Here is a 26567-nt window from a genome sequence, read left to right as displayed (position 1 = left end):
GCAATTAGTGTTTGCAAAATCACCGTTTATCGGTCAGATTAACGGCGGGTTGGGGCAACTCGCGGGGGTTCTTGGAACAATTCTACCGACAACGTGCGGTGCGCGATTCGTAACAGGAATCATCCTAACAATCGAAACAACAATCTGGGTTTTCGTTTGTTGTTAGGTTGTTGAGTTCTCCATAGTCAACGGCTTGTACCCGGCAGTGCGGTGTATCCACGGATAGCCGACGGTGGTGCAATGCCAACAGCCAGCTTGTCCCGACCCGGATCGCGACGGTTTGCCCTCCGGTCAAATAGCGAAACTTTCCCGCATCCTGTCTTGAGTGGCGCGGTGCGGGGTTTTTATGGTGGTGGATGTGGAGGAAATCGTGATGACGTGGCGTTTGATTATCGTTATTTGGGTATTTGCTTTATTGGCTGGTGTGGCGTTTTATTTTGCGGATGACATTTTTGCTTTGACTCAGCATATTTTGACGCTTGATCAAGCAGGTCGGGAACAGATTACTTGGTTGGTCGAGACTGGCGCTAAGGTGTTGGGAATTCTCGGTGGTATTCTCACCGCTGTTAAAGTGTTTATTGAGGGGAAATCAGAAACCAGCCCTCAAAGTACGGATACTTCCACAACCAGCACTACCTTTCACGGCAAGGTTGATGTGAGGGGCGACCTTGTGGGGCGTGACAAGGTAATTCACGGTGGCAGAGATGCTGGATAAAGCGGGTACGATTTTCAAGGATAAGGTCGAAGTCGATCAGGACTTCGTACAGGGTGACAAACACACCATCGAAAAGCTGGTCATCAATATCTACGGTGAACACGCCAGCCCGCAGTTTAGCGATGAGGAATTGCAACAGCAGCTTGCTATCTACCGCCGCTATATTGTCGAAGCCTACAATTATTTAAGTTTCAAGGGCATGGATGGCATTGTTGAGGCAGCAAAAAACTTTGGGGCGGTTGGGGTTAAGCTTGAATCGGTGTATGTGCCACTCCGCGCCCGTCTGGATACGCCGGATGGTGAGTCTTGGCATCGCAAGGCGGGGCGTTATTATTGTGGTTCAAAGGCTGTATCAGATGTAGACCCTGACAAGATAGAACAAGAAATCTTACGGGCGGATGCTGCCGCGTTGCCCGTGGAACAATGGATCAATGGGCAACAGGCATTGGTGATCTTGGGTGATCCCGGTAGCGGCAAATCCACCAGCATGAAGCGTTTGGCGTTAGGGTTGGCACAACGTGAGGATGCGCCGTTGCCTATCTTGCTGCCGCTGAATGCTTACAGTGAAGCCTTGGAACGTCAAAACATCAGCTTTCAAGATTTTCTGCCCCAGTATTTTCAAGGTAAGTTAACACAGTTACAGGGCAACAAATTACGTCTTCTGTTTGATACGGCGCTGGAACAGGGTAAAGCCTTTATTCTGATGGATGGCTTGGATGAGGTGGGTGACAATCGTGGGCAAGTGGTTTCACTGGTAGAAGATTTTGTGCGGGTATGGATTCCTAGCCCGCAAAGTGACCGGAAAAGCGGTAATCGTATGGTCGTTACTAGCCGTTTTGTGGGCTACCGTGACTGTCCTTTGAGTGATCCGCGTTGGCAGACGGTGGCATTGAATGACTGGAATGGCGAAGAAATTGGGCGTTTTTTCAACGTCTTTACCTTGGCGGTGGAATTGGCATGGGCGCAGGGCAAAGATAACGCCCATGCCCGACGTTTGGCAGAGCAGGAGTTACAAACCCTGTTACAAGTCGTTGAGCATAACGAGGGAATCCGGCGGCTTGCCAGTAACCCCTTATTGGCTTCGATGTTGGCACTTATTAAGCGATTGGGCGTAACCTTGCCGCACCGTCGGGTTGAATTGTATAGCCTCTATATGCGGACATTGCTGGGCAGTTGGAAGAAAAACCGTAATCTTGACGGTCGGCAGATTGGCCCCGATATTGACCTGAGTTCCACACAAAGTTTGCTGGCAAAACTGGCATTGCATTTGCGTGAAACCAATCCGCAGGGTGGTTTGATCAACGAAACAGCGATACGCGCTTATTTGGAGCGGTATTATCGAACCGAAGAGGAGTATTCCAAACGCGAAGCTGTTGAACAAGCCAAGGGTTTTCTGGTATCCGTTCATGAATATTCCAATCTGCTGATTGAGAGAGGGCATCAGCAATACGGCTTTATCCATTTGACGTTTGAGGAATACTTGGCAGGTTTTGGGCTGGCATTGGAAGAAAAAGAGGTATTGTTTGAAAAAATCCCCGAACTGTTAGGTCAAGCGGAACATTGGAAAGAAACCCTGCTGTTGTCATTGGGTGTTATCGCTGCGGTGAATTCTGATCAGAAGAAAGCGAAAGCGATTCTGGAAAAACTGTTGGCTATCGGCGAATCGCAGTATGTGTTGTTTGCGGGTGAGGTATTGAACGATGTGGGGGCAGCCCCGCTAGGTAACGCGATAACACAGAAGATTCGGCATGGTTTAGTTGACCTGATGCGTGATGGTGAAGCAGACATGCAGGATCGCGCTAAAGCAGGGCGCATCCTTAGCGATATTGGCGATACACGTCCCGGTGTCACAGTGAAAAAAACGCAGGATAATCAGCGCACCGTCCCCGACATTGACTGGCAGGAAATCCCAACAGGTACATTCCGTATGGGGACAGAAGGGGATGAAGGTTATGACGATGAAAAACCAGCCCACGATGTCACGTTACCGCGCTTTTTCATCAGCCGTTATCCTGTCACCAATGCCCAATACCGTTGTTTTATCGAAGCTGGGATGTACGAAGATCAAGCCTTTTGGCACGAAAGACTGCCGGAAGCCGCTGGTTTGTGGCTTGCCGGGGAAATGGTCGGTGAAAATCTGCTGGAGACATTTCCTGAAGACAGTAGGGAGGCTTACAGGAAGTGGCTGAAAAACGATAAAAAACGCTTCCAGCCGTATTACTGGAATGACAAACAGTGGAATCTGGATAATCACCCAGTTGTTGGGGTGTCGTGGTTTGAGGCGCTGGCTTACAGCGTGTGGCTGAATGACTTGCTTGATGATGTAAAGCCTGAGGGTGAGATTGAGTGCTTGAAAATTCGTTTGCCCACCGAAGCGGAATGGGAGTATGCAGCGCGTGGGAAGCAAGATTTACGTTATGCGTGGGGATCTGACCCTGACCCTAAACTGGGCAACTATAAGGATACCGAATTAAAGCGTACATCAGCAGTGGGAATGTTTCCAGCGGGTAAGGCATTTGGCTTGCATGATATGAGTGGCAATGTCTGGGAGTGGACAAGCAGCCGTTGGGGGAGTGATTTTGGTAGCCCTGAATTTACCTACGCCGAATGGGAAAGGCAGGAAAATGAACGCAACTTGATAGATAAAATTGATTATAAGATAACTCGCGGGGGTTCTTGGTACTATTCTGCCGACTTCGTGCGGTGCGCGATTCGTTACAGGTATCATCCTGACATTCGGGACCTCAATCTGGGTTTTCGTTTGTTGTTAGGTTGTTGAGTTCTCCCTGGCTATGCTGAGGTGCTGGGTACTGGTATGCTGACTGCTGATTCCTGCTCTTCTGAATACTAAAACGTTCAGTTTGGCAGGCTGTTGGTTCAATGAGATAACGGTGAAGTTGGGTAACGAACGCCGCGTAGCGGCGACGCGCAAAAGTTATGGCAAAAGTATTTGATAATTTGTATCCACAATTGCTGGAATTCAGCAACCTCTACGCTGCTTGGCAAAAAGCCGCGAAGGGCAAGCGTGGCTGTCCCGCTGCCGCCAGCTTCGAGATGAACCTTGCCGATGAGTTGATCCGCCTAAAACGCGAATTAACTGACCAGACGTGGCAACCGGGCGAATACTATTCTTTCTACATCCGCGACCCTAAAAAACGGCTGGTATCCGCCGCGCCATTCCGTGATCGGGTAGTGCATCACGCCCTACACAACATCACCGAAGCGATTTACGACAATACCTTTATCGGCGACTCCTACGCCAACCGCAAGGGCAAAGGCACACACGCCGCCATCGACAAAGCCCAAACCCTGATGCGGCGTTACCCCTACGTGCTGCAATGTGACCTGCGCCAATTCTTCCCCAGCATCGACCACGCAGTGATGGAATCGCTGCTCTACCGCAAAATCACCGACGAAAAAATCCGTTGGCTGATGCGCCAAATCGTCAAAAGCGGTGAAGGCATTCTCACGGGTGAATATCAGATGGTGTATTTTCCCAGCGATGATCTGTTCGCCGTCAACCGTCCGCGTGGGCTACCCATCGGCAACCTCACCAGCCAGTTTTGGGCGAATGTTTACCTTAACGAACTTGATCAGTTTGTGAAGCGTGAATTAGGTTGTCGGGGTTATGTCCGCTATGTGGATGATTTTCTGCTGTTTGCCGATAGCAAAGCGCAATTGTGGCAATGGAAAACCGCCATCCGCGAATTCCTGTTTGGCTTGCGCCTTGCGTTGCATGAAAAATCCAGCACGGTCTATCCCGTTACCAGTGGTATCCCGTTTCTCGGCTTCCGCCTTTATACCGACCATCGCCGCCTCAAGCGCAAAAATGGGGTGAATTTCCAACGGCGTTTACAGCGTTATTACCGCGAATATGCGCGAGGTGAGTTAAGCCGTGAAGATTTGAACCAGCGTATTCAGGGTTGGGTGGCGCACGTGAAACGCGCCGATACGTGGGGTTTGCGGCGTAGTTTGTTTGCCAAGCCTGTACCCGTGCGCAAGGTAACGGGAAGCGGGCGCCAAGCTGCATGAAAGAATCCCCTTTATTTGCCAAAAGCTACGATTTTATCCGTTGGCTAATTCCCCAAACCGTTAAATTTCCTCGCACTCAACGCTTTGTTGTCACCGAACGCCTGCAAACCACGGCGATGGATTTCATGGAATGCCTGTATCAGGCAACCGATAAGACGCAACAAACCAACGCCCTCAAACAGGCGGATGTAAAACTCAAACAGCTACGTTTTTACTTGCGCCTCAGCCACGACCTAACGCTACTGGACACACGCCGCTTTGAACACGCCAGCCGTTTGCTGGAAGAAGTTGGGCGTTTGTTGGGCGGGTGGTGTAAATCTGCTGTATAGAGTAACTCGCCAATGAATACCTCGTCAGAAGAAACCCCTCCTAACCTCCCCTTGTCAGGGGAGGGACAAGAAACGGCGGTATCTCTTCGCTCCTCCCCTGATAAGGGGAGGCTGGGAGGGGTTTCCCACGACGAACACTGGATGCGCCACGCCCTAACCCTCGCCCGCAACGCATGGCAACAAGGCGAAGTCCCCGTCGGGGCAGTGATTGTGCGCGATGGTGAAATACTTGCCGAAGGCTGGAATCAACCGATTACCTTACACGACCCTTCTGCTCATGCCGAAATGCTTGCTCTGCGCACAGCAGGTCAGACAGTCGGCAATTACCGCCTGCCTAATACAACCTTATACGTCACCTTAGAACCCTGCCTAATGTGTGTCGGCGCGATGTTACATGCAAGGGTGGAGCGGGTAGTCTTTGGTGCGTATGACCCCAAAACCGGCGCGGCGGGCAGTGCCTTTGACTTGCTACAACACCCGCGCCACTACCACAAAGTGGCAGCGGTGCAAGGCGGTGTATTACAGGAAGAATGCGCCGCACTATTGCAGGCATTCTTTCGTGAACGGCGGGCAGCGGCAGCGTTAGCCAAACCAGCGTCTTAACAAGCGACTCAACCAAGAACCAGAGGATACTGGGGGTGTTGTTGGAGGCGTAGGTGTTGCCGGAATGGGTGTCGCAGGTGCTGGCGTTACTGGCGCAGGTGTCGCTGGAGCCGGTGTGGTGGGTGTTGTAACGCTTGGTGGTATGGGTGCAGCCGGTGTCGGGCTTGCTGGTGCTGGGTTCGCACTCGTAGCAGGTTGAGCGCCGTTTGCGAACTTAATGATGTGTTCCACAATCGCCGCGAGTGGCTGCCCCTTCGGACTGGCTAACTTTGCTGCCGCCCGCCACGTAGTCGGTACGGGGTTGCCCGCTGTCCAAGTTCCGGTTGCTTGAGATTCATAAGTAGTTTTGGCACGCATCTCCTTGCCGGGTGTCCACAAGAAATCGGGGTGTTTATTGGTATACCACTCACCGCCAACGATAGTACCAGCCGCATCCAGTTCCACATCGTAGTAATAGGTCACTTTTTGGATGGAATCACGTTCTGGGCTGTCACTGGTGTTGTGGCTGGGGCTGGTTTCGACCACATAGGAAACATCCATGCGTACCCCAACCACCGATTGACTTTGTGCTCCCCGGTAAGCTTTGAACTTATCGTTGGTGAAAGCCGCTTTCGTCACGGTTGCTTCTGCCAGTGTGTTGGCATAAACCATTTTTTGCGGGTTGAAATAGCGGTATTCGTAAGCGTAAAGGGGTTGATTCCAGACTTCGTAGTCGAAGGTGACATCCAGCACCATGCTGCGCTTGCCTGCACCAAGCTGGTTGACGATGGCAAGATGCCATGCACCGGGATTGGTATCAAAACAATCCGCCGATTTGACCCGCCCCGTGACCGGATCGGTTTCTGGCGCTTTGGTATTGCAACGACCGCCGATAAAGCGTGTAGCGCTGGCGGCATTTGCCCATAGCAGCGATGCTAAAGCTTTGATGTCAGAAGGGTAAAAGGTAATGGCAACGTTGCTTGGGGTTTTGAGCGTCACGCTTTTGGTGGGGCGGGCGAGCATATAAGCGGCGGGTGCCCAACCGTGACAAATGCCCATCCAGGTTTCGACCGAACCGGTTTTGTCGTAATAATATTTGCCGTCTGCCCACATTTTTTTGGTGAGGGTTTCGTTAGTGTCACCGATTAGGGCATCGTATTTTTCGGATGGGGAAAGGTTGTTGATTTTGCTGGCATTGCCGCTGGCAAGAATGCTGGCAGCAGGTATGGCACGGATGTAATCGTAATTCTTTTTCCAGTCCGAATCTTTCGGGAAATTAGGGTCGGCATAACGTGCGCCGAGAATCCCTTTGTAAATGGCCCAATAATCGTCTGACCAAGGTGATTCGGCGAGTGTGGCTTTTTTCAGACCAGCCGTTTCCATCTCACTGAGTTTGTTGTAGGTCAGTGCATCGACCAAGTTGACGGGTTTGTCGTTGGAGGCAATCGCTGCACGGGTGGAAACACCGCCCGGTGTGCCAGCAGACGGTTGCAGGATGTCCATGCGTTGTTCATCACGCGCTGCAATGTAGTCTTGGTTCTCAATAGCCGTGCGTGAAAACAGAGTTGCGCCGGTAACGGGATTGCCTGCGGCATCGGTTTTCGGCGGTTGGCGATTCATGAAGGCTTTGGGGTCTTGTGCAAAAGCCGCGAGATCAGCATTGATTTGTTGCTCAATGGTGGTCGACATACTTATATCTCCTTGTCCGCTTGGCGGGTTGCCCGATGTTATTGAGCCTTAGAGTATAGACCTACCCGTGAGCTTTTAAGGCAGAAATTCCCAATGATCAAAGTAAGCGGCCTGCCCCGCGTAGTTGCCGTGCGCATCCCGCAAGTTCCACACAATGGCTTGGTGAATCAAAAAACGTCGCCCAGTGCTGGAAATGCGCACCCCCGCGTAATTGTCGATGTAGCCTTGGCGGGCAACGGTTTGCAGCAAGTGTTCGCGCTCTTCGCGTACTAACGCTTCAGCAGAGTAGCGCGAGGGCAATTGAGTGAGCGTTTCCCAATCCATTTCAAATACTTCCAGCGCTTTCTGATTGCCGTAAGTGAAGATTGGGTCAGCATCCGTATTGTGTGAGAGCAACACAAACGGCGCAGTATCGAGGGTATTGACTGTACTTTCACCTTGCCAAGGTAAATCCGCCAAATCACGCCCGACGTAATGGCGGAAGCTGGAATGCAGCAAGTGCAAGTGCGTGGTGAGTTGAGCGGTATCCATCATACGCTTGCCAGATTGCCTTTGGTTTCCAGCCATTGCTTGCGGTCGGATGCACGTTTTTTTGCCAGCAACATATCCATCATCAGGTCGGCGGCGTCGGTGTCGTCGAGGCTGAGTTTCACCAGACGGCGGGTGTCGGGGGAAATGGTGGTTTCGCGCAATTGCAACGGGTTCATTTCACCCAAGCCTTTGAAGCGGGTGACGGCAACCGTGCCGCGTTTTTTCTCGGCAGTAATGATGTCGAGACGTGCCTGTTTTTCAGCTTCATCCAGCGCGTAATAGACTTCCTTGCCAATGTCGATGCGGTACAGCGGTGGCATCGCCACGAAGACATGACCAGCTTCCACTAAGGGGCGGAAGTGTTTGACAAATAAAGCACACAGCAGCGTGGCTATGTGCGCCCCATCCGAATCCGCGTCGGCGAGAATGCAGATTTTGCCGTAGCGCAATTGGCTCAAATCGACATTGCCGGGTTCTACGCCAATTGCCACGGAAATGTCATGTACCTCTTGCGAACCCAACACTTGTTCGGAATCGACTTCCCACGTATTCAGGATTTTACCGCGCAACGGCATGATGGCTTGGAATTCGCGGTCACGCGCTTGCTTGGCGGAACCGCCTGCGGAATCGCCTTCGACCAGAAACAATTCGGTGCGGGTAGTGTCTTGCGAGGAACAATCCGCGAGTTTTCCGGGAAGGGCGGGGCCTGCGGTGACGCGCTTGCGGATAACTTTTTTGCTGGCTTTCTGGCGTTTGGTGGCGTTGTTGATTGCCAGTTGCGCGAGTTGTTCGCCGATCACGGTGTTGTTGTTGAGATAGAGGCTGAATGCGTCCTTGATTGCGCCGCTGATGAAACTGGCGGCTTCGCGGGAGGACAGGCGTTCTTTGGTTTGCCCGGCGAATTGTGGGTCTTGCATCTTGAATGACAGCACGAAGGCGATATTTTCCCACACATCATCGGGGGTCAGTTTCATGCCGCGTGGCAATAGATTGCGGAATTCGCAGTATTCGCGCAACGCATCGGTGACACCCGTGCGCAAGCCGTTGACGTGTGTGCCGCCTTGCACCGTCGGAATCAGGTTGACGTAGCTTTCTTGGATGGCTGTGCCGCCTTCGGGTAGCCACAGCAATGCCCAATCGAGCGTTTCACGCGGCGCGGTGAGTGAGCCGGTGAACGGGTCTTCGGGCAAGGTGATGAATTCGCTGATGGCTTCGTTGAGGTAATCGCGCAAACCGCTTTGGTAATACCATTCGGTGACTTCGGGTTCGGTGGTCGAAGCGTCGGTGAAACGGATGCGTAAGCCGGGGCAGAGTACCGCTTTTGAGCGTAAATTGTGCTTGAGGGCTTTTACGCCGAATTTTACGGTGTCGAAGTATTTGCCATCTGGCCAGAAATGCACGGTTGTGCCGGTTTCGCGCTTGCCTGCTTTGCCGATGACTTCGAGTTCGCTGGCTTTGTTGCCGTCGGCAAATGTCATGCGGTAAAGCTGGGCATTGCGCTTGATGGTGACTTCGAGTTTGCGCGACAGGGCGTTGACAACGGATACGCCGACACCGTGTAAACCGCCGGAGAATTGGTAGTTTTGGTCGGAAAATTTGCCGCCTGCGTGCAGGGTGCAGAGGATGACTTCGATCCCCGGTTTACCTTGTTCGGGGTGGATGTCGACCGGCATTCCGCGCCCGTTGTCGGTGACGGAAACTGAGCCGTCAGCGTGTAGGGTTACGTCGATTTGGTTGGCGTGTCCGGCGAGGGCTTCGTCCACGCTGTTGTCGATGACTTCTTGCGCAAGGTGGTTAGGGCGCGTGGTGTCGGTGTACATGCCGGGGCGTTTGCGCACGGGGTCGAGTCCGGTGAGGACTTCGATGGAAGAGGCGTTGTAGGTGTTGTTGCTCATTATTCTCGTCAGTTCTGGTCGGGATGCGCGTCAAAATAGCGGGTTAGGGGCAATCCGTAAAGTGTCGGTTGCTCAGGTGCTGACTATATCCCTGAAAACAACAAATCCAGTGCTGCCATGATTTCTTGGCGTTGGTTTGCAACCGATGTGACGTATTCACCCAAATAACGCGCATGAATACCAGCCAGTTCAGGCGTGGACATCATTACCAGTGTGTTTTCGATGTTGAAAATGGGCGTTAGGGTTTGGGCGGGTTTGGCATTGCCGCACAATTCCAGTGGTACAACGACGCGTGTTTTGAGTACATCCAACAAATCGGTTTGCACATCCAGCAAGTAGGGAATGTCAGCAAACGTTGCGCTGTTGGTGTTGCGGTAAACGTCGAATTGCGCCAATTTAAAATCTCCTTAAGCCGTCACTGAATACACCGCGCTGTTCGATGCGTTCATTGTAGGCATTGAGTGCGAGACGATTTTGTTCCAACCACTCGCTAGACTTTTTTTGCTGGAGGGTGTCAATAAGCGCATTTTCCAACAACTTCGAGAGGTTAATTTTGTAATGGCGAGCTTGTTCAAGCAGTGAACTGTTGATACTGAGATTGGAAGCACGTTTGGGGGAGCTTTTGTCGTAAATAAGCGCAGTTTGCATGTGTGATTTCCTCATGTATTACCCGCTATTTTACGCGCATTGTGAATGCGCAGCAAACATGTTTTTTGGTGAAGTCGACTAATTGTGGCATACTCATTTGTATCTGCCACACAAGAGACTATCCACCATGCCTGCACAAGCATTTGAAATCGCTGTTACCCAGCAAGGCCGTTTGGTCATACCCTCTGTTTTTCGCAAGCAATTAGGTTTGACAGCCGGTTCACGCCTGATTGCCCATATGGAAAATGGGCGTTTGGTGTTGGAACCAAAAGCTCTGTTGTGGGAGAAAATTTATCAGGAAATGTCAGCCATTCCTGCAACGATTGATCTTGCACAAGAGTTGATTGATGAGCGCAGGGAGAGTGCAAGGAAGGAATGATGCTGGATAAACGTTATGTGCTGGATGCTTCCGCATTGTTGGCAGTCATTCACAAAGAAACCGGAGCCGACAAGGTACAGCCTTTGCTGGATGAGGCGGTGATTTCCAGCGTCAACTGGTCAGAAGTGATGCAAAAGCTACGCAAAGCGGGGTTGAATGCAGGCAGTATCGGGCAATTGCTGCAAAGTCTGGGGCTTGAAGTCGTACCGTTTTCGCAACAACAGGCTGAAATCGCGGCAGAACTGTGGCAACAAGCTGCCCCTTTGGGTTTATCACTGGCTGACCGTGCTTGTGTGGCGACGGGCGAAGACATGCAGATGGAAATTGTGACCGCCGATAAAATCTGGAAAGATTTGAGCATCAGTAGCCCGGTTATGTCGATCCGTTAAGCATCCACCACCCTTTTAATGCACCACCGTATGCAGCACTGTCTTGCGCTCAAAATACACTGAAAATGTGCCATAATTCCACACCGTAATCCGAGGCCAGCGTTTTTTGACCGGATTAGCTGACTGCCTTACCGATTGCGGTTCGCCATACTGCGCCTTGACGCTATTCATGCTCATGCCACGGTTGGGGTAATCCGCAAAGGCTGTATTGGCAAAAAAAGGTACCGCCAGCAACAAGGCACTAAACCATTTAGACAAACGCATGTCTGATCTCCCGATACTTCACTATTAAACGACACTCATCATCTGTACAATCGCCACCCATGTTTACACCACTCGAATTATTCATCGGACAGCGGTACACGCATTCACGGCGGCGTAACCGTTTCATCTCGTTCATTTCGTTCGCCTCGATGCTCGGCATCCTGCTGGGGGTCATGGTGCTGATCACGGTTTTGTCGATCATGAACGGGTTTGAAAAGGAACTCAGGGACAAGATACTGGGAGTGGTTTCCCATGTCACGGTTTCGGGGACAAATGGGCAACTCTCCGATTGGACGGCAAAGCTGGACGGATTAAAGGCGCAAAAACACGTCATTGGTGCAGCGCCTTATGTGCAAAAACAGGTCATGCTCACCAATGGCAACTTGATGCGCGGTATTGTGTTGCAAGGTATTGATCCGGCACTACAAGGCCAGGTCAGCGATGTGAATTTCAAGATGTTGGATGGCAGTTTCAGTAATCTTGTCCCGCGTGAGTACGGTATTGTGTTGGGCGTTGAAGCTGCCGCAGCACTCGGTGTCATTCCCGGTGATAAAGTCACGGTGATTGTGCCGCAAGTACAAGTTACCCCTGCGGGAATTTTACCGCGCCTGAAACGCTTTACTGTCACCGGTATCTACCAAATTGGACACCCCGAATACGATGGCATGACCGGTTTTATTGAGCTGAGTGATGCGTCACGCCTATTCAGGCTGGGGGAAAATGTTGGTGGGGTACGTTTGAAACTGGATGATATGTTTGCAGCACCCGCTATCGGACATGAATTACAAGCTAAATTAGGCAAGGACTTTGAAGTTGTTGACTGGAGTGAAGAACACGGCAGCTTTTTCCGGGCGGTGAAAACCGAGCGCATTGTGATGACCATGATTCTGTTTTTGGTGGTATGTGTCGCACTGTTTAACCTGGTGGCCTCGTTGATGATGGCGGTGAATGATAAAGAGTCGGATATTGCTATCCTGCGGACTTTTGGGATGTCCGGGCAGCGCATTATGCGAATTTTCATGATTCAGGGCAGCATTATCGGGGTATTTGGCACCTTGGTAGGGGTTGGTTTAGGGGTCTGGCTATCGCTGAATATTGATACCGTGATTCCGTTTTTGGAGAACACGTTTGGGTTCAAAATCTTTTCGTCTGACGTGTTTTATATCAGCGAAATTCCCTCAGATTTGCGTTGGAGCAATGTGATCTGGATCGGTATTGCCTCGCTGATTGCGTCGGTATTGGCAACCCTTTATCCGGCCTGGCGCGCCTCGCAAATCCAACCGGCGGAGTCACTGCGCTATGAGTAAAATGTTCCAGCCTATGGAGCTGTTTGTCGGCTTGCGCTATACCCGCTCGCAGCGGCAGAAGCATTTCATTTCCTTCATCTCACTGGCCTCGATGATTGGCATCGCCATTGGCGTTTTGGTGTTGATCACGGTACTGTCAGTGATGAACGGTTTCGAGCAAACCATGCGCGAACGTATTATGGGGATGTTGGCGCATGTCACGGTATCCGAACACGATTTAGGGGTATCCGACTGGCAAGCAGTGCAACAGGATTTGTTAAATTTTCCGGGTGTTAAAGCGGTTTCACCGTTTATCGAAAAGCCCGCCATGCTGAATCAGGGTGATGAAGCTCGCGCTGCCGTGTTGCAAGGCATTGTGCCGGAGCAGGAAGAGCAAGTCAGTACAGTTTTTAAGCATGTCGTCAAAGGCGATATGCACAAACTGCAACCGGGCAGTTTTAACGTTGCTATCGGGGCAACGATGGCAAAAGAGCTGAAAGTAGACGTAGGCGATGCGCTTACCTTGGTTAGCCCCAGTGAAAATGCCTTGGAAACCGGCGAAATGCCAGCGTTACAGCGTTTCACCATTGCAGCAATTTTTCGGGTGGATATGCAGCAATTTGATACCACCACGGCTTATGTAAACCTTGAAGATGCCGCCAAAACATTTGAAATGGCGGGCGATGTCACGGGTTTGCGCATGACGTTGAGTGATTTGTATCTTGCGCCACAAATGGCACAAACCATCTTGCAACGCATGGGGTCTGCATGGCCGGATATGTGGGCCAATGATTGGACGAATTTGAACAAAAACCAGTTCAAGGCAATTCAAGCGCAAAAATCGGTGATGTTCATTATTTTATTGCTGATCATTGCCGTGGCTGCGTTTAATTTGGTGTCAACGTTAGTGATGGTTGTCACCGATAAGGAAGGCGATATTGCTATCTTACGTACTTTAGGCTTGTCATCGGGTCGTATCATGAAAATTTTTATGGTGCAAGGGACACTGATCGGTGTGTTCGGAACCCTGATTGGGGTTGTGTTGGGCGTGTTGCTGGCGACGAATCTGGATGTGATTGTGCCGTTTCTGGAGCGTCTGTTTGATACGCATTTCATTAATGCCGATGTTTATTTTATTAGCGAACTCGAATCACGGGTGAATCCCGGTGATGTCATGGTGATTGCCTTGAGTGCGCTGTTTATGTCGATTCTCGCGACGCTTTACCCTGCTTGGCGTGCGTCCAAAGTTCAGCCTGCGGAGGCGCTGCGTTATGAGTAAGGTGATTATTTCCTGCCAACAACTGGGCAAGCGCTTCACGGAAGGCCGTTTAGACGTGGAAGTGTTACGCGGGGTGGATTTACAGATTCATGCGGGTGAAAAAGTAGCAATTTTAGGTAGTTCCGGTAGTGGTAAAAGCACTTTGTTGCATTTGATGGGGGGCTTGGATTTGCCATCCTCAGGGCATGTGGAAGTGCTAGGCAAGCGCATGGATCAGTTATCGGATACAGAACGGGGGGTGTTGCGTAATGAGTCAATGGGCTTTATTTACCAGTTTCATCATTTGCTACCTGAATTTACCGCATTGGAAAATGTAGCAATGCCGCTGTTGATTCGTGGGGTAAAAGTCGCAGAAGCCAGCGCTCAGGCAGCGGATATGTTGACGAAGGTAGGTTTAAAAGAGCGACTCAACCATAAACCGGCGCAACTGTCTGGTGGGGAACGTCAGCGTGCGGCGATTGCCCGTGCTTTGGTGACACGCCCGCAAGCGGTATTAGCCGACGAACCTACGGGTAACTTGGATCACCACACGGCTGAGAATGTATTTAATTTGATGCAGAGTTTGAATGATTCTTTGGGAACCGCGTTTGTGGTGGTCACGCATGACCTGCAATTGGCTGCAAAAATGGATACGGTGTATCGCTTGACCGATGGTGTGTTGAGTCATGCTTAGTCTTGCGGCGGTGGTGTTTTACGGTGTTTGCGTTCGCGCCGCTCTTTTAAATGTCGGATCAGGTGCAAGCGCCACAATAGATGAACCATGTAATAGCCTGAGATGGATGACAACACCGCACTAATGAAGATACCGAGTAAAAACGGTTTCCAGATTAATATCAGTCCATTCATTAACCAGTCAAGGCTGGGTTCAAAGTTGAAACCCGCAGGAGGATGCCCGACGATGGCAGCCCCTAACAAGTAAGCTGCATAGAGCATTGGGGGCATGGTGACGGGATTGGTGACAAAGACTAAGACGACGGCTAAGGGCAGGTTTGCACGGAAAAAAACGGCTAATAATGCGGCGATAATGGACTGGAATGGTACAGGAATCCACATGCAAAACAGCCCGATAGCAAATGCTGAGGCAACATTCCGTCGATTCAAATGCCACAGACAAGGCAAATGCAGCGTATCCCCTAAAAACTGAAGATGTTTGTGCTCTTTGAGTTTCTCAGGGTCGGGAAACAGTTTACGCAGAAATTTTCGCGGCATGAAGTTTTAACAGCAATAAGAATAAAGGTTATTCATTATCCATGGTTTGCGAAATATGCGCACCTTTTCAGTGAGTTTTTTTATAGGCACGTTGGTGTTGCTGGTTTTGCCGCGTCTACCGGTTATGGATGCACTGTTTTGGGGTGTTGTTGCGAGTCTCACGGGCTTGATTGTGGGTTTGAGTTTGTACCGGCGTTGGGTTGCGGTGACGCTATTGGCAGGGATGTTGCTGGGTAGTGTTTACGCCTTATGGGTTGCACATGGGGTACGGGCGGATTGGTTGCCGGAAGCTTGGGAAGGTGAGGACATTCTCCTAACGGGTATGGTTGCTGATGTGCCGGAACAGCGGGTTGATGGCTTAAGTTTTCTGTTTGCGGCTGATACGCCACATTACCGTGGACATTTAAAGGTAGCTTGGTATGCGGATGATGTTCCTTTTATTCGTGCGGGTGAGCGCTGGCAATTGCTGATACGCGCTAAACGCCCTAACGGTTTCATGAACCCTAATGGTTTTGACTATGAGCAATGGTTGTTTACGCAACGCATTGGAGGAAGTGGCTATGTGCGCAAGTCTGCGGATAATCAACGCTTAGACGCAGCCGATTGGTGGCAACCGAATCATCTGCGCCAGCATTTGCAGGAAAAAATTGCGACGGCCTTGTCAGGTTCCGAGATGACCGGGTTGGTGCAGGGGTTGGCAATTGCCTATACCGAAGCGATTCCTCAGCAACAATGGGATGTGTTGCGCAAAACCGGCACGATTCATCTGTTAGCGATTTCGGGTTTGCATATCACGATGGTGGCGAGTTTGGGTATTTTGCCGGTTTGGGGAGTCTGGCGTTTGTTCCCTATGTTGTATTTGTGGTTGCCCTTACGGGTAGCAGCAGCCTTAACCGGTGGTGTGTTGGCAACGGGTTATGCATTGCTAGCGGGCTTTAATATTCCAACCCAGCGTACCTTGATTATGTTGCTGGTGGTTATGGCGGGTTTGGTGTGGCGACGACACGTGCCGTTCAGTGTCACCATGAGTCTTGCTTTGTTGCTGGTGTTATTGCTTGACCCGTTAGCCAGTTTATCCGTGGGTTTTTGGTTATCGTTTTCAACGGTGGCGTTACTGGTATGGTTGGGAATACGCCAACGTAAACTGGGCAAATCCGCAGTGGTGTGGATGCAGTTGGTGTTATCACTGGGGACGATTCCTTTGGCTGCTGGTTTTTTCGGGATGATTTCGTTGAGTTCGCCCTTAGCGAATCTGTTGGCTATTCCCATCGTCACGTTTGTGGTGACACCCTTGGTATTGTTGGGGATTGTGCTGGCAGGGTGGTGGGCAACAGCCGCAAGCTGGGTTTGGATCCTAGCGGCTACCTTGTTGGAGTGGCTGATGTGGGTGTTGGAGTGGTTGGCATCGCTCCCCTTTTCGGCAATGTACATGCCGTTACTTCCCATGCCTTGGTTATTTCTGGCGTTATTAGGCTTTGTTATCTTGTGGTTGCCGCGTGGAATGCCTGGACGCTGGTTGGGGATGTTACTGATGTTGCCATTGGTATTATGGCAACCGCCCAAGGTAGAGAACGGTGCTTTTCGTGTCAGCGTGTTGGATGTTGGGCAAGGTTTAGCCAGCGTGGTGCAAACAGCGCATCATACTTTGGTTTTCGATACTGGCCCTAAAGTATCCGATAGTTTTGATACGGGGGCGTTAGTGGTATTACCCTGGTTGCGTGGGCAAGGTATTACGCAACTCGATACCTTAGTCGTGTCTCATGCAGATAATGATCATAGCGGTGGGGCAGCGGCGCTAGTGAGCGCCATGCCGGTTAGTCAGGTGTTAGTCAGTAGCGTGGATACCTTGCCAGCTCATCATGCCGATTTGTGTACGGCCGGTCAGGCATGGCAGTGGGACGGGGTTGAATTCATGCTCTTGCATCCAGATGAAAAATTTCCAGATGTCACACAAAACAACCGTTCTTGTGTATTAAAAATAGCAAATGCCTACCACAGTGTATTATTAACGGCTGATATTGAGCGTCCGGCAGAGAAGTGGTTAGTCAAGCAGGCCGCAGACTTACGCGCTGAGGTATTATTGCTACCGCATCATGGTAGTAAGACATCTTCCAGCCCCGCCTTTATTCAGGCGGTTGCGCCAACCTTGGGTATTGTGACCAGTGGCTACCGTAATCGTTTTCATCATCCGCATCCTAGCGTTATGCAACGTTATGTTGCCCGTGATATAAAATTGCTAAACACGTCTGAAACGGGGGAATTGCGCCTAGATTTCCCTGCTTCTGGTGAAAATAGACAAGTACGCGAATGGCGCACCGCACAAATGCATCTGTGGAATCGCTAATGTAAAAAGTAGCATGGCGAAATATTATTATTTATGCCAAAATCCAGAGCATTTCTCCATGAGTTTTTGCACAGATAGGGCAAATGTCTGCTAATGGTGCGTGCTGGTAGTGCTTAGGAAGCAATCATGAAATTAGAAGAAAAGGATCTCGATATTTTTAAGAAACTGGATTCAAATGTTTATCTCACATTGAATGATAAGCAGGCATTGAAAACCAGCGTGGATGAGTTGGCGCTACGTTTACAAGAGCGCGATCAGCGCTTGCGCGAAATATCAGGCTTATTGCTAGAAAAAGATGGGCACATTCGGGTGCGTGATGCACGGATCGACGAACGTGATAAACGCATGGAAACGTTGGCACGGTTGCTGGGCGAAAAAGAAAAGCTATTAACACAGCAAAATCAATTGCTAGAAGACAAGGAAAAAGCCTTACGTCACCGTGATGACGTCATGATCGCGCGGGATCGTGCCGTTCAACAGCGGGATACCATGCTGGAGGATCGCGAAACCCGCTTAAATAACCTCGAACAAAACTTAGCACATTACGAAAAATTGTTGCAGGAAAAAGAACTGCAAATCCAAATGCGTGACCGCAGTCTTGAAGACAAAGACCGTTCGCTGTCACGTATCGACCAAGCCATTCAAAGTAAAGATAAGCTGCTGCAAAGCCGTGATGACAGCATTATCAAAAAAGACCAGCAATTGTTGGATCGCGAAACTTTATTGCAGGAACGTACCCGCCAAACCTTAGAGCAGGAAAAAATGCTCAAGGAACGTGACAAACACCTGAGCGAACGGGATAACCACCTCTCGGAACGTGACCGCCAGTTGGCTGCCCGCGATTCCCATATTGATCTGGCGAATCAGCACTTACAATCCCGTGATCGCACCATTGCGGAGCGTGATCAGCAAATTCAAGCCCGTGAACTGTTACTGAAGGAAAAAGCCAGTCTGCTGCAAGAGCGTGATCAGCGCATCGGTATTCAGCAGCAGCAAGTAGAAAAGCGTGATGCAACCTTAAGCCAGCGTGATCGGGAAATCAGCGAACGCGATCGCACGGTTGCTGAGCGTGATAACGAATTGCGTTTGCGGGAAGAGGCGATTCGTAGTCGTGATCAGCAAGGGTTGGATTTTCTGCAAACCATCCGTGAACTAGAAGATCACTTACAGGCACGCGATAGCCAGCTTACGGAGCGTGATCGCCAATTAATGATGCGTGATGAACGCATTAACAAAGCTGACGAAGACCTGCGGGATCGTGATACCCGCCTGTCTAGCCGTGATCGCACGGTTGAAGAACGTGATGTGCAAATTACAGAACGTGATCGCCGCCTGAAGGAACGTGATATTTCGTTGCGTGAGCGTGACACGCGCATCAGTGGGCAAGACTTGCAACTGCGCGAACGTGACAAGCAATTGCAGTTACGTGATTCCCAAATGCAAAGCCGTGATGTCACCATCGGCGAACGGGATCACAGCATCAAAGAACGCGATGGGCATATTGCGCAACTCAACGGGCAAATGCAGGAGCGTGACGAAACCATTCATTTCCGGGATTCGCTGCTTACAGAGCGTAATGCCGCTATTCAGCAACGTGACGACACCATAAGGGAACGTGACTTTCAACTGACTGAGCGTGATCATACCGTTCAGCAGCGGGATACTTCTTTGAATGAGCGCGACCAACACATCCAAACCTTAGGTGAGTTCCTGACAGAGCGCGATACGAGTCTGCAAGTGCGTGACACGGAAATTTCTGCCCGCGATGAGCAAGTACGTAACCTGCAACTCGAAGTGCATCTGCGGGATCAAAGCATTGCAGAACGTGATGTGCAGTTACAGCTTCGTGACCAAACGGTGCAAGATCGCGATGAGTTTCTTTCAGAACGTGAAGAAACCATCGCAGAACGTGATGCCACCATCGCCGAGCGTGATGCGCAACTCGAACAGCGTGATTTGCACCTCCAGCACAAAGAAGAGGCATTACAAGCACGTGATCAACAGATTCACCTACGTGATACTGAAGTGGCAAAGCGTGATAGTAGCCTGCATGAGCGCGATACCACGCTTTCCTTGCGCGATGCTCAGCTTCAGGCACGTGATGAGCAACTCCATAAACGCGATACCAGTGTGCATGACCGTGATCAAACGATTATTGCCAAAGAAGCGCATATTCGCCGTCGTGATGAACGCCTTCAGGAATTAACGTTACGCATTCAATCGTTGGAAAACACGCTGAAAGAACAGCTTCAGCAATTGCAGAACCGTGATGAAGCGCTGCATCAACGTGATTTAATCATTGCCCAACGGGATCGCCAAATCGACAAACTCGATAAAAGCGTGGTTAAGTACGCCGCCGGAGTACAAAGCGTGTTTATCAAAGGTGCTGTCACGGGGTTGGTTGCAGCCTTGGTCTTTGTTCTTGGCTTAAGGTTAATGACCATTTTTTAAATGGTTAAATGCCATGGTTCTGGACAAATGCCGGTATCGTGGTATAAACCTGTGCCTTTTCAACTTCTCCCGACTGTTCATCGGGAGGCACAGGAGCAACCATGTCCACACGCCCCAGCAAAGACCTTGAAACTTTCCCTAACCCTAACCCACAGCGTGATTACACGATCCGCATTGATATGCCGGAATTCACGTGTATATGCCCAAAAACAGGTCAGCCGGATTTTGCGCAGTTCAAGCTTGAATACGTGCCTGACCAGAAAAATGTTGAACTGAAATCCCTGAAATTGTACATGTGGAGCTACCGTGAAGAGGGTGCATTCCACGAGGCTGTCACCAATAAAATCTTAGAGGATCTGGTGGCTGCGACTGAGCCACGTTTTATGCGCTTAACCGGGGTGTGGAATGTACGTGGTGGTATTTACACAACGGTAGTTGTCGAGCATCACCAAGCGGGCTGGCAGCCATCACCCAAGGTCGAACTGCCGTAATCGGTTGGAAAAACAGGTGGTGCGCGGTATGATGCGCACTTCCTGAACACAATCAAAAATACGGGGTTTATGCATGAAACGTGTTGTAAGTTTTCTTTTTGCCATGATGATTGGCCTGTTCGCTTCTGTTGGCTGCAATGCCGCCGATAAAGTCGCTGACAAGGCCGCTGAACCATCCAAATCTGGAGATAAAATGTCTACTATTCTGATCGAAACCACCAAAGGCAACATTACAGTTGAATTGGACGCTAACGCTGCACCCAAAACCGTCGAAAATATTCTGGCTTATGTCAATGAAGGTTTTTACAACGGTACGATTTTTCACCGTGTTATTCCGGGCTTTATGATTCAAGGCGGTGGTTTTTCTGAAACCATGAAGGAAAAAGCAGACAAGCGTCCTCCAGTGAAGAACGAAGCCAACAATGGTCTGAAAAATGACCGTGGTACCTTGGCAATGGCGCGTACTAATGACCCGCATTCAGCATCTTCACAGTTCTTTATCAACGTTAACAACAACGATTTCCTGAACTTCCGCTCCGAAACACCACAAGGTTGGGGCTATGCGGTATTTGGTAAAGTAACCGAAGGCATGGATGTAGTTGATGCTATCGTTGGCGTGAAAACAGGCAATTTCGGCCCACACGGCGATGTACCTGTGCAGCCGATCATTATGACTAAGGTTTCTGTAGTCGAGTAATCGCTTCTTTATGTTCCTCCCTTCCTGCTAACGGGAAGGGTTGGGCATGAATCTTGCTAGTGAATTATAACAATAACGTCGATTTTCGCTCGGAACATTATTATGAAAAAAGAATGGAATCAGTACGATCCCGGTTCGTTGTATGACGAACTGATTGCTGCGCTGCATCAGCCGCGTGAGGCCAGCTACAAGCTGGTCGAATATTTACGTCACCTTACCCCCGACCGTTTTCGCCAATGTGTGCAGGAATCCGAGGCTGTTATCCGCGAAATGGGCATCACCTTCACGGTTTATAGCGATGCAGGCAACATTGACCGCGCTTGGCCATTCGACATTATTCCGCGCATTATCCCCGCGACGGAATGGGATCGCACCGAAATAGGGCTGAAGCAACGCATCCGCGCACTGAATATGTTCATTCAGGATATTTACAACGGTGGCAAGATCCTCAAAGATGGCGTAATGCCCGCTGACATCGTGCTGCAATCCAAAGGCTATCGAAAAGCGTGCATCGGCATGACCCCACCGCACGGTGTTTGGGCAAATATTTGCGGCTCCGATTTGGTGCGCCACAGCGATGGCGTGTTGTATGTGTTGGAAGACAACTTGCGTGTACCGTCTGGCGTGGCGTACATGCTGTAAAACCGCAATATCACCAAAAGGGTGCTGCCGGAAATTTTCAACACCTTGCCGATTCGTCCAGTCAGTAATTACCCCCGCGCAATTGTATGAAATGCTCGCATCGTTACGCCCCGATTTGGATGACCCGACCATTGCGTTGATGACCCCCGGCATCTACAACTCCGCCTACTTTGAACATGCTTTAGCCGAGCTTGCCGAATGTGCCGACTTACGTGTGCCGTCGTGACGAAGACCGTGCTTACGTGTTGGAACACCTCGCCGAATTGGTGGTGAAACCTGCCAACGAATCCGGTGGGTACGGCATGTTGGGGGGGCACATTCCACTGCTGAAAAAGTCGAGGAATTCCGCAAGCTGATTCAGGAAGCCCCTAACAATTACATTGCCCAACCGACCTTGAGTTTGTCGGTGACACCGACTTCGTGCGAAACCGATAGCGACGCAGATGTGCATCGCCGTACTTCTGATCCGAAAAGCCGCATTAAAATTGCCCCGCGCCACGTCGATTTACGCCCGTTCATCCTCAGCGGTAAGGACATTTTTGTTACTGCTGGCGGTTTGACCCGTGTGGCTTTGGTGGAAGGTTCCTTGGTGGTTAATTCGTCGCAAGGCGGTGGCAGCAAAGACACTTGGATTGTGGGCGATGTCATGGAAGGGGAGGAAGTCTGATGTTATCCCGTGTAGCTGAACGTGTTTACTGGATGGCGCGTTACTTAGAACGTGCCGAAAAAACTGCCCGCCTGATCAACGTGCATACCGCGTTGCTGATGGATTTGCCGGGGCGCATGGAAATCAACTGGTTCACCTTGATTCGCTTGTTTAATGCTGAAAAGGTTTTCAGTGAACATTACGAACGTGGTAATGAAGCCAATATCATGCAATTTCTGATTGCGGATACCAACATTCGCGGGTGGAAGGCGCAAGCGTGATGCGTTTTTTGATGAATGACAACGTATTCCCCGGCTCGGTCAGCTACTTTCTCGCCGCCATGAGCCGCCGGATGCGCTATTTACCCGACCCCGAAATGGCGATGACGATGGCGTATCGGGTGTTAGAACACACCAAACGTGAAGATGTCGGCGCGATTCCGGCAGAAAAGGTACATACCTTGATGGATTATTTGCAGAGCGAAATTACACCGGCTACAAATTTGATCGCCCGGTAAGCCTGTCGCCGCATGTGGTGCGTTTGCGCCCTGCGGTGCATTCACGCACGCCGATTCTGGCGTATTCCTTGAAAATCAAGCCGGAAAAGCATTACATCAACTGGCAGCAAGACCCGTTCGGTAACTGGCTGGCACGCTTGGTGTTCCCCGAAAAAACGATGGAATTCAGCGTGGAAGTCGATGTGGTTGCCGATATGGTGACGATCGACCCGTTCGATTTCTTTGTGGAAGAGTATGCCATGAAGTACCCGTTCAAGTGTTTCCATCGACGATATGGATGGGGCGGAGTGGAACACGGCGGCGTTGGGCGAACACAAGCGCGAACGGGCGGGCGTGTTGTTGCGGCGGATGCAGAAGGTATTTGCACCGGGCAGTGCGCTGCAATTTGGGCAGGGCAAGTGGTATCCGGGCGAACCGTTCCCGCGTTGGGCACTGGGTTGTTTCTGGCGACCGGACGGTGTGCCGGTGTGGAAAGACCCTGCGCTAGTGGCGGATGATCAGAAGGATTACGGCTACAACGATACGCACGCGAAAGTGTTTGCGGAAACGGTTTGCGCCAAGCTGGCGTTGAACAAAAAGTACCTTGTGCCGGGTTACGAAGACCGTTTGTATTATTTGTGGAAAGAAGCGAATCAGCCTGCGAATGTGGATTGGTTGACCCTGAATTTGCGGGATAGTAAGCACCGTAACGATTTAGTGATGGCGTTGCAGCGCGGTTTGGATGTGCCGACGGGGTACGCGCTGCCGTTGCGTTGGGATGATGCGGAGAAGGGCTGGGCGAGTGCGCCGTGGGAATTCCGCCGCCAAGAAATGTATTTGATTCCGGGCAATTCACCGATGGGTTTCCGTTTGCCGTTGGATAGTTTGGCGTGGACGGCTGAGGACGAGCGTGAAGTCGAGGCGCAGCCTTGCCCGTTTGAAGATCGCCCGGCGTTGGCAGATTTCCACGGTGAAGTGGAGCAGCGTTACAGTGCGTATGTCGCGCCGCCTGAGCCGACTTTGCAGCACGCCGATGCAACCAAGACGATGGTGAAGGAATGGCGCGAAGTGCCGCGCACTACCTTGTGCGTGCAGGCGCGGGAAGGGCGTTTGTATGTGTTCCTGCCGCCGTTGCATTTCTTGGAGCATTATCTGGATTTGGTGGCAACCATTGAAACCACTGCCGCTGAATTGCAGATGCCGATGTTGTTGGAAGGCTACGAGCCGCCGTCTGATCCGCGTTTGAAGTCGTTCAAGGTTACGCCTGATCCGGGTGTTATCGAGGTGAATATTCATCCGGCAACGACGTGGAAGGAATTGGTTCAGAATACTGAAATTCTGTACGAAGAGGCGCGGTTGTCGCGGCTGGGTGCGGAAAAATTCATGCTGGATGGGCGTCATACCGGCACGGGCGGCGGTAATCACGTCACGCTGGGTGCGGCTACGCCGAGCGATAGCCCGTTCTTGCGTCAGCCGGATGTGTTGCGCAGTTTGTTGACGTTTTGGCAGCACCATCCGGCGCTGTCTTATCTGTTCTCTGGCATGTTCCTTGGGCCGACCAGCCAAGCGCCACGGGTCGATGAGGCGCGGGATGAGAGTTTGTATGAGCTGGAAATCGCGTTCCAGCAAATGCCGAGCGGACACAATGATCAGCCGTGGTTGGTTGACCGTTTGTTGCGTAACTTGCTGATCGATATTACGGGGAATACGCATCGGGCGGAGTTCTGCATCGACAAGCTGTATTCGCCGGATTCTTTCAGCGGTCGCCAAGGGTTGCTGGAATTCCGTGGCTTTGAAATGCCACCTCATGCGCGGATGTCGCTGGTGCAGATGTTGCTGATTCGTACCCTGATGGTGCGTTTCTGGAATACGCCGTATGCGCATCGTTTGGTGCGTTGGGGCACAGCGTTGCACGACCGTTTCATGTTGCCGCATTACGTGTGGGAAGACATGAAGGACGTGTGCGCGGACTTGCAGGCGGCGGGGTATCCGTTTCAGTTGGAATGGTTGGCTCCGTTCCATGAGTTCCGTTTCCCGGTGTATGGGCGCGTGCAATATTGCGGCATTGAGCTGGAATTGCGGGCGGCGCTGGAGCCGTGGAATGTGTTGGGCGAGGAATTGAGTAGCCAAGGCACGGCGCGGTTTGTGGATTCGTCGCTGGAACGGGTGCAGGTGAAAATCAATGGCTTGACCGATTCGCGCTATGTGGTGGCGTGTAATGGGCGGCGTGTGCCGATGAAGGCTACGGGCGTGAAGGGTGAATATGTGGCGGGGGTGCGGTTCCGCGCTTGGCAGCCGCCTTCCGCGTTGCATCCGACGATTGGGATTCATGCGCCGTTGGTGTTCGACATCATTGATACTTGGAATGGGCGTTCGGTGGGTGGTTGCACTTACCATGTGTCGCATCCGGGCGGGCGCAATTCCGAGATCTTCCCGGTGAATGCGTATGAGGCGGAAAGTCGGCGCTTCTCGCGTTTCCGTGAGGAACATACGCCGGGGGTTATTGAGCCGAAGTTCTTGTCGGAAGCCACGCGGGCGTTCTATGAGCATGGGGCGAAACCGCAGCCGATGAGTCCGCCGCCGGAAGAGGTGAATGCGGATTATCCGTATACTCTGGATTTACGGCGGTCGTAAGAAACCCCTCCTAACCTCCCCTTGTCAGGGGAGGGACAGGACGCTCGTCTTGCTTTTTCCTGCCTTCACCCTACAATGAAGTTACATCCAATTTTTAGGGTAATCGCATGACCACTGTAAATCCCAGTCCACTGGCTGAATTGTCAGCCGCAGAGAAGGCGGCCGCTTTTTCGGTGTTTCGTGATCGTGGGGTAAACCCTGCTCAGCTTTTCGCTGACTTACTGCGTTTTGTGGCTATTACCAAGAAAGTCCCGTTTGCGATTGGCAAAGGCGAATCGGTCACGGATGCGCTTGCCATTCTGGATGAGCTTGAAGAGTGGGCAGAGCGTGAAAAAATCATTCAAAAAATCGAAGCCGAAACAGGGCGCAAGGTAAACAGGATCGCATCGGTTGAGCAGTGGCTGGATGATGCTGTGCAACATGCGGTACACCCTGATCTTGAGGCGATGACCGATGACGAATTGCTTACGATGGCAGATGCTGAAGTCAAACAACACCGCGCGGAAAAGCGGGCGTTAGAAGCTATACAAGCCAGTCGTCATTAATCAAAGTCGCACATGACCCACACAACAAAGAAACTCATTTTTGATACCAGTTCTCTGATTGGGGCGGTCATCAATGCCAAATCCTTGCCTGCTTTGGTCTTTGCCCAAGCCAAACAAGCGCACACATTGTTCATTTCGTTGGAAACTATCGCCGAACTTCAAACAGTTGTTGCCAGAAAGAAATTTGACCGCTATTTCATCGGGAAAGAGGCGAGCCGGAGAGAAGATTTCTTTGCTGAATACCGTGCAATCGCTCAGCTTGTTGAACCCACGCATACCGCGACTGAGTGTCGGGATGCAAACGACAATATGTTTTTATCGCTCGCCTTGTCGGTTGAAGCGGATATGATCGTCTCCAGTGATAATAGACATTATCTATAAATAATAATTATCG

27 protein-coding genes and 2 pseudogenes are annotated in these 26567 nt (G+C 51.1%); 22 read left to right on the top strand and 7 right to left on the bottom strand.

The window, feature by feature from the left end; all coding sequences use genetic code 11:
• The first annotated feature begins 93 nt into the window (after positions 1 to 93).
• The 6 genes from QJT81_13020 (at position 94) to tadA (ending at position 5679) form a co-directional block, all read left to right on the top strand.
• Positions 94 to 174: a hypothetical protein gene (locus tag QJT81_13020; protein WGZ96487.1), complete on the top strand. Its 81-nt coding sequence runs from the start codon at positions 94 to 96 to the stop codon at positions 172 to 174.
• A gap of 199 nt (positions 175 to 373) precedes the next feature.
• Positions 374 to 715: a hypothetical protein gene (locus QJT81_13015; GenBank protein ID WGZ92765.1), complete on the top strand. Its 342-nt coding sequence runs from the start codon at positions 374 to 376 to the stop codon at positions 713 to 715.
• Positions 705 to 3494, top strand: coding sequence for an SUMF1/EgtB/PvdO family nonheme iron enzyme (locus QJT81_13010; GenBank protein ID WGZ96486.1), 2790 nt, complete (start codon positions 705 to 707; stop codon positions 3492 to 3494). The genes QJT81_13015 and QJT81_13010 overlap by 11 nt, the downstream gene beginning before the upstream one ends.
• 158 nt (positions 3495 to 3652) lie before the next feature.
• Positions 3653 to 4747, top strand: a complete 1095-nt coding sequence (locus QJT81_13005) for a reverse transcriptase domain-containing protein (protein WGZ92764.1) — start codon at positions 3653 to 3655, stop codon at positions 4745 to 4747.
• Positions 4744 to 5076, top strand: coding sequence for a diversity-generating retroelement protein Avd (avd, locus tag QJT81_13000; GenBank protein WGZ92763.1), 333 nt, complete (start codon positions 4744 to 4746; stop codon positions 5074 to 5076). Before QJT81_13005 ends, avd begins: the two co-directional genes overlap by 4 nt.
• Before the next feature lie 141 nt (positions 5077 to 5217).
• A complete protein-coding gene (gene tadA, locus QJT81_12995) occupies positions 5218 to 5679 on the top strand; it encodes a tRNA adenosine(34) deaminase TadA (protein WGZ96485.1) in 462 nt (153 codons plus the stop codon).
• Here the strand turns inward: tadA and QJT81_12990 are convergent.
• The 5 genes from QJT81_12990 to QJT81_12970 all read right to left on the bottom strand — a co-directional run bounded on the left by QJT81_12990 (position 5659) and on the right by QJT81_12970 (position 10421).
• Positions 5659 to 7347 (bottom strand): hypothetical protein, encoded by a 1689-nt coding sequence (locus tag QJT81_12990; protein WGZ92762.1) that lies wholly within the window; start codon positions 7345 to 7347, stop codon positions 5659 to 5661. The two genes, tadA and QJT81_12990, sit on opposite strands and share 21 nt — an antisense overlap.
• Before the next feature lie 75 nt (positions 7348 to 7422).
• A complete protein-coding gene (locus tag QJT81_12985) occupies positions 7423 to 7881 on the bottom strand; it encodes an MEKHLA domain-containing protein (GenBank protein ID WGZ92761.1) in 459 nt (152 codons plus the stop codon).
• Entirely contained in the window at positions 7878 to 9773 is a 1896-nt protein-coding gene (gene parE / locus QJT81_12980; GenBank protein WGZ92760.1) for a DNA topoisomerase IV subunit B, read from the bottom strand. Before parE ends, QJT81_12985 begins: the two co-directional genes overlap by 4 nt.
• Before the next feature lie 83 nt (positions 9774 to 9856).
• On the bottom strand, positions 9857 to 10168 hold the full coding sequence (locus QJT81_12975) for a CcdB family protein (protein ID WGZ92759.1): 312 nt from the start codon (positions 10166 to 10168) through the stop codon (positions 9857 to 9859).
• A 1-nt stretch (position 10169) separates the two neighbouring features.
• Positions 10170 to 10421: a type II toxin-antitoxin system CcdA family antitoxin gene (locus QJT81_12970; GenBank protein ID WGZ92758.1), complete on the bottom strand. Its 252-nt coding sequence runs from the start codon at positions 10419 to 10421 to the stop codon at positions 10170 to 10172.
• 127 nt (positions 10422 to 10548) lie between these two features.
• Between QJT81_12970 and QJT81_12965 the strand changes: the two genes are divergently transcribed.
• Both QJT81_12965 and QJT81_12960 read left to right on the top strand, forming a co-directional pair.
• Positions 10549 to 10800 carry an AbrB/MazE/SpoVT family DNA-binding domain-containing protein gene (locus QJT81_12965; GenBank protein WGZ92757.1) on the top strand — a complete coding sequence of 84 codons (252 nt, stop codon included), beginning with the start codon at positions 10549 to 10551 and terminating at the stop codon, positions 10798 to 10800.
• Positions 10800 to 11189 (top strand): type II toxin-antitoxin system VapC family toxin, encoded by a 390-nt coding sequence (locus tag QJT81_12960; GenBank protein ID WGZ92756.1) that lies wholly within the window; start codon positions 10800 to 10802, stop codon positions 11187 to 11189. The genes QJT81_12965 and QJT81_12960 overlap by 1 nt, the downstream gene beginning before the upstream one ends.
• 15 nt (positions 11190 to 11204) lie before the next feature.
• On the opposite strand, the gene QJT81_12955 is transcribed toward QJT81_12960, so the two are convergent.
• Positions 11205 to 11453 (bottom strand): hypothetical protein, encoded by a 249-nt coding sequence (locus QJT81_12955; GenBank protein ID WGZ92755.1) that lies wholly within the window; start codon positions 11451 to 11453, stop codon positions 11205 to 11207.
• A gap of 59 nt (positions 11454 to 11512) precedes the next feature.
• Between QJT81_12955 and QJT81_12950 the strand changes: the two genes are divergently transcribed.
• Genes QJT81_12950 through lolD form a run of 3 tightly spaced genes read left to right on the top strand, consistent with a single transcriptional unit; the run spans position 11513 to position 14691 of the window.
• Positions 11513 to 12760, top strand: coding sequence for a lipoprotein-releasing ABC transporter permease subunit (locus QJT81_12950; protein WGZ92754.1), 1248 nt, complete (start codon positions 11513 to 11515; stop codon positions 12758 to 12760).
• Positions 12753 to 14018 carry a lipoprotein-releasing ABC transporter permease subunit gene (locus tag QJT81_12945; protein WGZ92753.1) on the top strand — a complete coding sequence of 422 codons (1266 nt, stop codon included), beginning with the start codon at positions 12753 to 12755 and terminating at the stop codon, positions 14016 to 14018. Before QJT81_12950 ends, QJT81_12945 begins: the two co-directional genes overlap by 8 nt.
• Positions 14011 to 14691, top strand: coding sequence for a lipoprotein-releasing ABC transporter ATP-binding protein LolD (gene lolD, locus QJT81_12940; protein WGZ92752.1), 681 nt, complete (start codon positions 14011 to 14013; stop codon positions 14689 to 14691). The genes QJT81_12945 and lolD overlap by 8 nt, the downstream gene beginning before the upstream one ends.
• On the opposite strand, the gene QJT81_12935 is transcribed toward lolD, so the two are convergent.
• Positions 14688 to 15227, bottom strand: coding sequence for a DUF2062 domain-containing protein (locus QJT81_12935; protein WGZ92751.1), 540 nt, complete (start codon positions 15225 to 15227; stop codon positions 14688 to 14690). The two genes, lolD and QJT81_12935, sit on opposite strands and share 4 nt — an antisense overlap.
• Before the next feature lie 70 nt (positions 15228 to 15297).
• Between QJT81_12935 and QJT81_12930 the strand changes: the two genes are divergently transcribed.
• From QJT81_12930 to QJT81_12880, 11 genes and pseudogenes are all read left to right on the top strand, one after another.
• On the top strand, positions 15298 to 17571 hold the full coding sequence (locus tag QJT81_12930; protein WGZ92750.1) for a DNA internalization-related competence protein ComEC/Rec2: 2274 nt from the start codon (positions 15298 to 15300) through the stop codon (positions 17569 to 17571).
• Between the two features lie 126 nt (positions 17572 to 17697).
• Positions 17698 to 20022 (top strand): hypothetical protein, encoded by a 2325-nt coding sequence (locus QJT81_12925; protein WGZ92749.1) that lies wholly within the window; start codon positions 17698 to 17700, stop codon positions 20020 to 20022.
• Between the two features lie 101 nt (positions 20023 to 20123).
• On the top strand, positions 20124 to 20513 hold the full coding sequence (queF, locus tag QJT81_12920; GenBank protein ID WGZ92748.1) for a preQ(1) synthase: 390 nt from the start codon (positions 20124 to 20126) through the stop codon (positions 20511 to 20513).
• A 193-nt stretch (positions 20514 to 20706) separates the two neighbouring features.
• Complete coding sequence (locus QJT81_12915; GenBank protein ID WGZ96484.1) at positions 20707 to 21210, top strand: peptidylprolyl isomerase; 504 nt, start codon at positions 20707 to 20709, stop codon at positions 21208 to 21210.
• Positions 21211 to 21312: 102 nt separating this feature from the next.
• Positions 21313 to 22519 (top strand): annotated as a pseudogene (locus QJT81_12910) (circularly permuted type 2 ATP-grasp protein).
• Positions 22519 to 22779 (top strand): alpha-E domain-containing protein, encoded by a 261-nt coding sequence (locus QJT81_12905; GenBank protein WGZ92747.1) that lies wholly within the window; start codon positions 22519 to 22521, stop codon positions 22777 to 22779. The pseudogene QJT81_12910 and the gene QJT81_12905 overlap by 1 nt, the downstream one beginning before the upstream one ends.
• Before the next feature lie 11 nt (positions 22780 to 22790).
• Positions 22791 to 23015: a hypothetical protein gene (locus tag QJT81_12900; protein ID WGZ92746.1), complete on the top strand. Its 225-nt coding sequence runs from the start codon at positions 22791 to 22793 to the stop codon at positions 23013 to 23015.
• Positions 23016 to 23032: 17 nt separating this feature from the next.
• Positions 23033 to 23146: pseudogene (locus QJT81_12895) on the top strand (transglutaminase N-terminal domain-containing protein).
• A 172-nt stretch (positions 23147 to 23318) separates the two neighbouring features.
• Positions 23319 to 25628 carry a transglutaminase family protein gene (locus tag QJT81_12890; protein ID WGZ92745.1) on the top strand — a complete coding sequence of 770 codons (2310 nt, stop codon included), beginning with the start codon at positions 23319 to 23321 and terminating at the stop codon, positions 25626 to 25628.
• A 107-nt stretch (positions 25629 to 25735) separates the two neighbouring features.
• On the top strand, positions 25736 to 26173 hold the full coding sequence (locus QJT81_12885) for a hypothetical protein (protein ID WGZ92744.1): 438 nt from the start codon (positions 25736 to 25738) through the stop codon (positions 26171 to 26173).
• A 12-nt stretch (positions 26174 to 26185) separates the two neighbouring features.
• Entirely contained in the window at positions 26186 to 26554 is a 369-nt protein-coding gene (locus tag QJT81_12880; GenBank protein ID WGZ92743.1) for a putative toxin-antitoxin system toxin component, PIN family, read from the top strand.
• Positions 26555 to 26567 lie beyond the last annotated feature (13 nt).

Origin of the sequence: Candidatus Thiothrix putei (assembly GCA_029972225.1) — a bacterium.
Classification (GTDB): Bacteria; Pseudomonadota; Gammaproteobacteria; order Thiotrichales; family Thiotrichaceae; genus Thiothrix; species Thiothrix putei.
Note: the sequence above shows the minus strand (reverse complement) of the source record. Positions and strands in the feature narration are given on the sequence as shown.

Excerpts from the sequence above, each read along its gene's own strand:
- QJT81_13015 (WGZ92765.1), top strand. The coding sequence starts at position 374 with ATGACGTGGCGTTTGATTATCGTTATTTGGGTATTTGCTTTATTGGCT.
- QJT81_13010 (WGZ96486.1), top strand. The coding sequence starts at position 705 with ATGCTGGATAAAGCGGGTACGATTTTCAAGGATAAGGTCGAAGTCGAT.
- QJT81_13005 (WGZ92764.1), top strand. The coding sequence starts at position 3,653 with ATGGCAAAAGTATTTGATAATTTGTATCCACAATTGCTGGAATTCAGC.
- avd (WGZ92763.1), top strand. The coding sequence starts at position 4,744 with ATGAAAGAATCCCCTTTATTTGCCAAAAGCTACGATTTTATCCGTTGG.
- tadA (WGZ96485.1), top strand. The coding sequence starts at position 5,218 with ATGCGCCACGCCCTAACCCTCGCCCGCAACGCATGGCAACAAGGCGAA.
- QJT81_12990 (WGZ92762.1), bottom strand. The coding sequence starts at position 7,347 with ATGTCGACCACCATTGAGCAACAAATCAATGCTGATCTCGCGGCTTTT.
- QJT81_12985 (WGZ92761.1), bottom strand. The coding sequence starts at position 7,881 with ATGATGGATACCGCTCAACTCACCACGCACTTGCACTTGCTGCATTCC.
- parE (WGZ92760.1), bottom strand. The coding sequence starts at position 9,773 with ATGAGCAACAACACCTACAACGCCTCTTCCATCGAAGTCCTCACCGGA.
- QJT81_12970 (WGZ92758.1), bottom strand. The coding sequence starts at position 10,421 with ATGCAAACTGCGCTTATTTACGACAAAAGCTCCCCCAAACGTGCTTCC.
- QJT81_12965 (WGZ92757.1), top strand. The coding sequence starts at position 10,549 with ATGCCTGCACAAGCATTTGAAATCGCTGTTACCCAGCAAGGCCGTTTG.
- QJT81_12960 (WGZ92756.1), top strand. The coding sequence starts at position 10,800 with ATGCTGGATAAACGTTATGTGCTGGATGCTTCCGCATTGTTGGCAGTC.
- QJT81_12955 (WGZ92755.1), bottom strand. The coding sequence starts at position 11,453 with ATGCGTTTGTCTAAATGGTTTAGTGCCTTGTTGCTGGCGGTACCTTTT.
- QJT81_12950 (WGZ92754.1), top strand. The coding sequence starts at position 11,513 with ATGTTTACACCACTCGAATTATTCATCGGACAGCGGTACACGCATTCA.
- QJT81_12945 (WGZ92753.1), top strand. The coding sequence starts at position 12,753 with ATGAGTAAAATGTTCCAGCCTATGGAGCTGTTTGTCGGCTTGCGCTAT.
- lolD (WGZ92752.1), top strand. The coding sequence starts at position 14,011 with ATGAGTAAGGTGATTATTTCCTGCCAACAACTGGGCAAGCGCTTCACG.
- QJT81_12935 (WGZ92751.1), bottom strand. The coding sequence starts at position 15,227 with ATGCCGCGAAAATTTCTGCGTAAACTGTTTCCCGACCCTGAGAAACTC.
- QJT81_12925 (WGZ92749.1), top strand. The coding sequence starts at position 17,698 with ATGAAATTAGAAGAAAAGGATCTCGATATTTTTAAGAAACTGGATTCA.
- queF (WGZ92748.1), top strand. The coding sequence starts at position 20,124 with ATGTCCACACGCCCCAGCAAAGACCTTGAAACTTTCCCTAACCCTAAC.
- QJT81_12915 (WGZ96484.1), top strand. The coding sequence starts at position 20,707 with ATGTCTACTATTCTGATCGAAACCACCAAAGGCAACATTACAGTTGAA.
- QJT81_12905 (WGZ92747.1), top strand. The coding sequence starts at position 22,519 with ATGTTATCCCGTGTAGCTGAACGTGTTTACTGGATGGCGCGTTACTTA.
- QJT81_12900 (WGZ92746.1), top strand. The coding sequence starts at position 22,791 with ATGAATGACAACGTATTCCCCGGCTCGGTCAGCTACTTTCTCGCCGCC.
- QJT81_12885 (WGZ92744.1), top strand. The coding sequence starts at position 25,736 with ATGACCACTGTAAATCCCAGTCCACTGGCTGAATTGTCAGCCGCAGAG.
- QJT81_12880 (WGZ92743.1), top strand. The coding sequence starts at position 26,186 with ATGACCCACACAACAAAGAAACTCATTTTTGATACCAGTTCTCTGATT.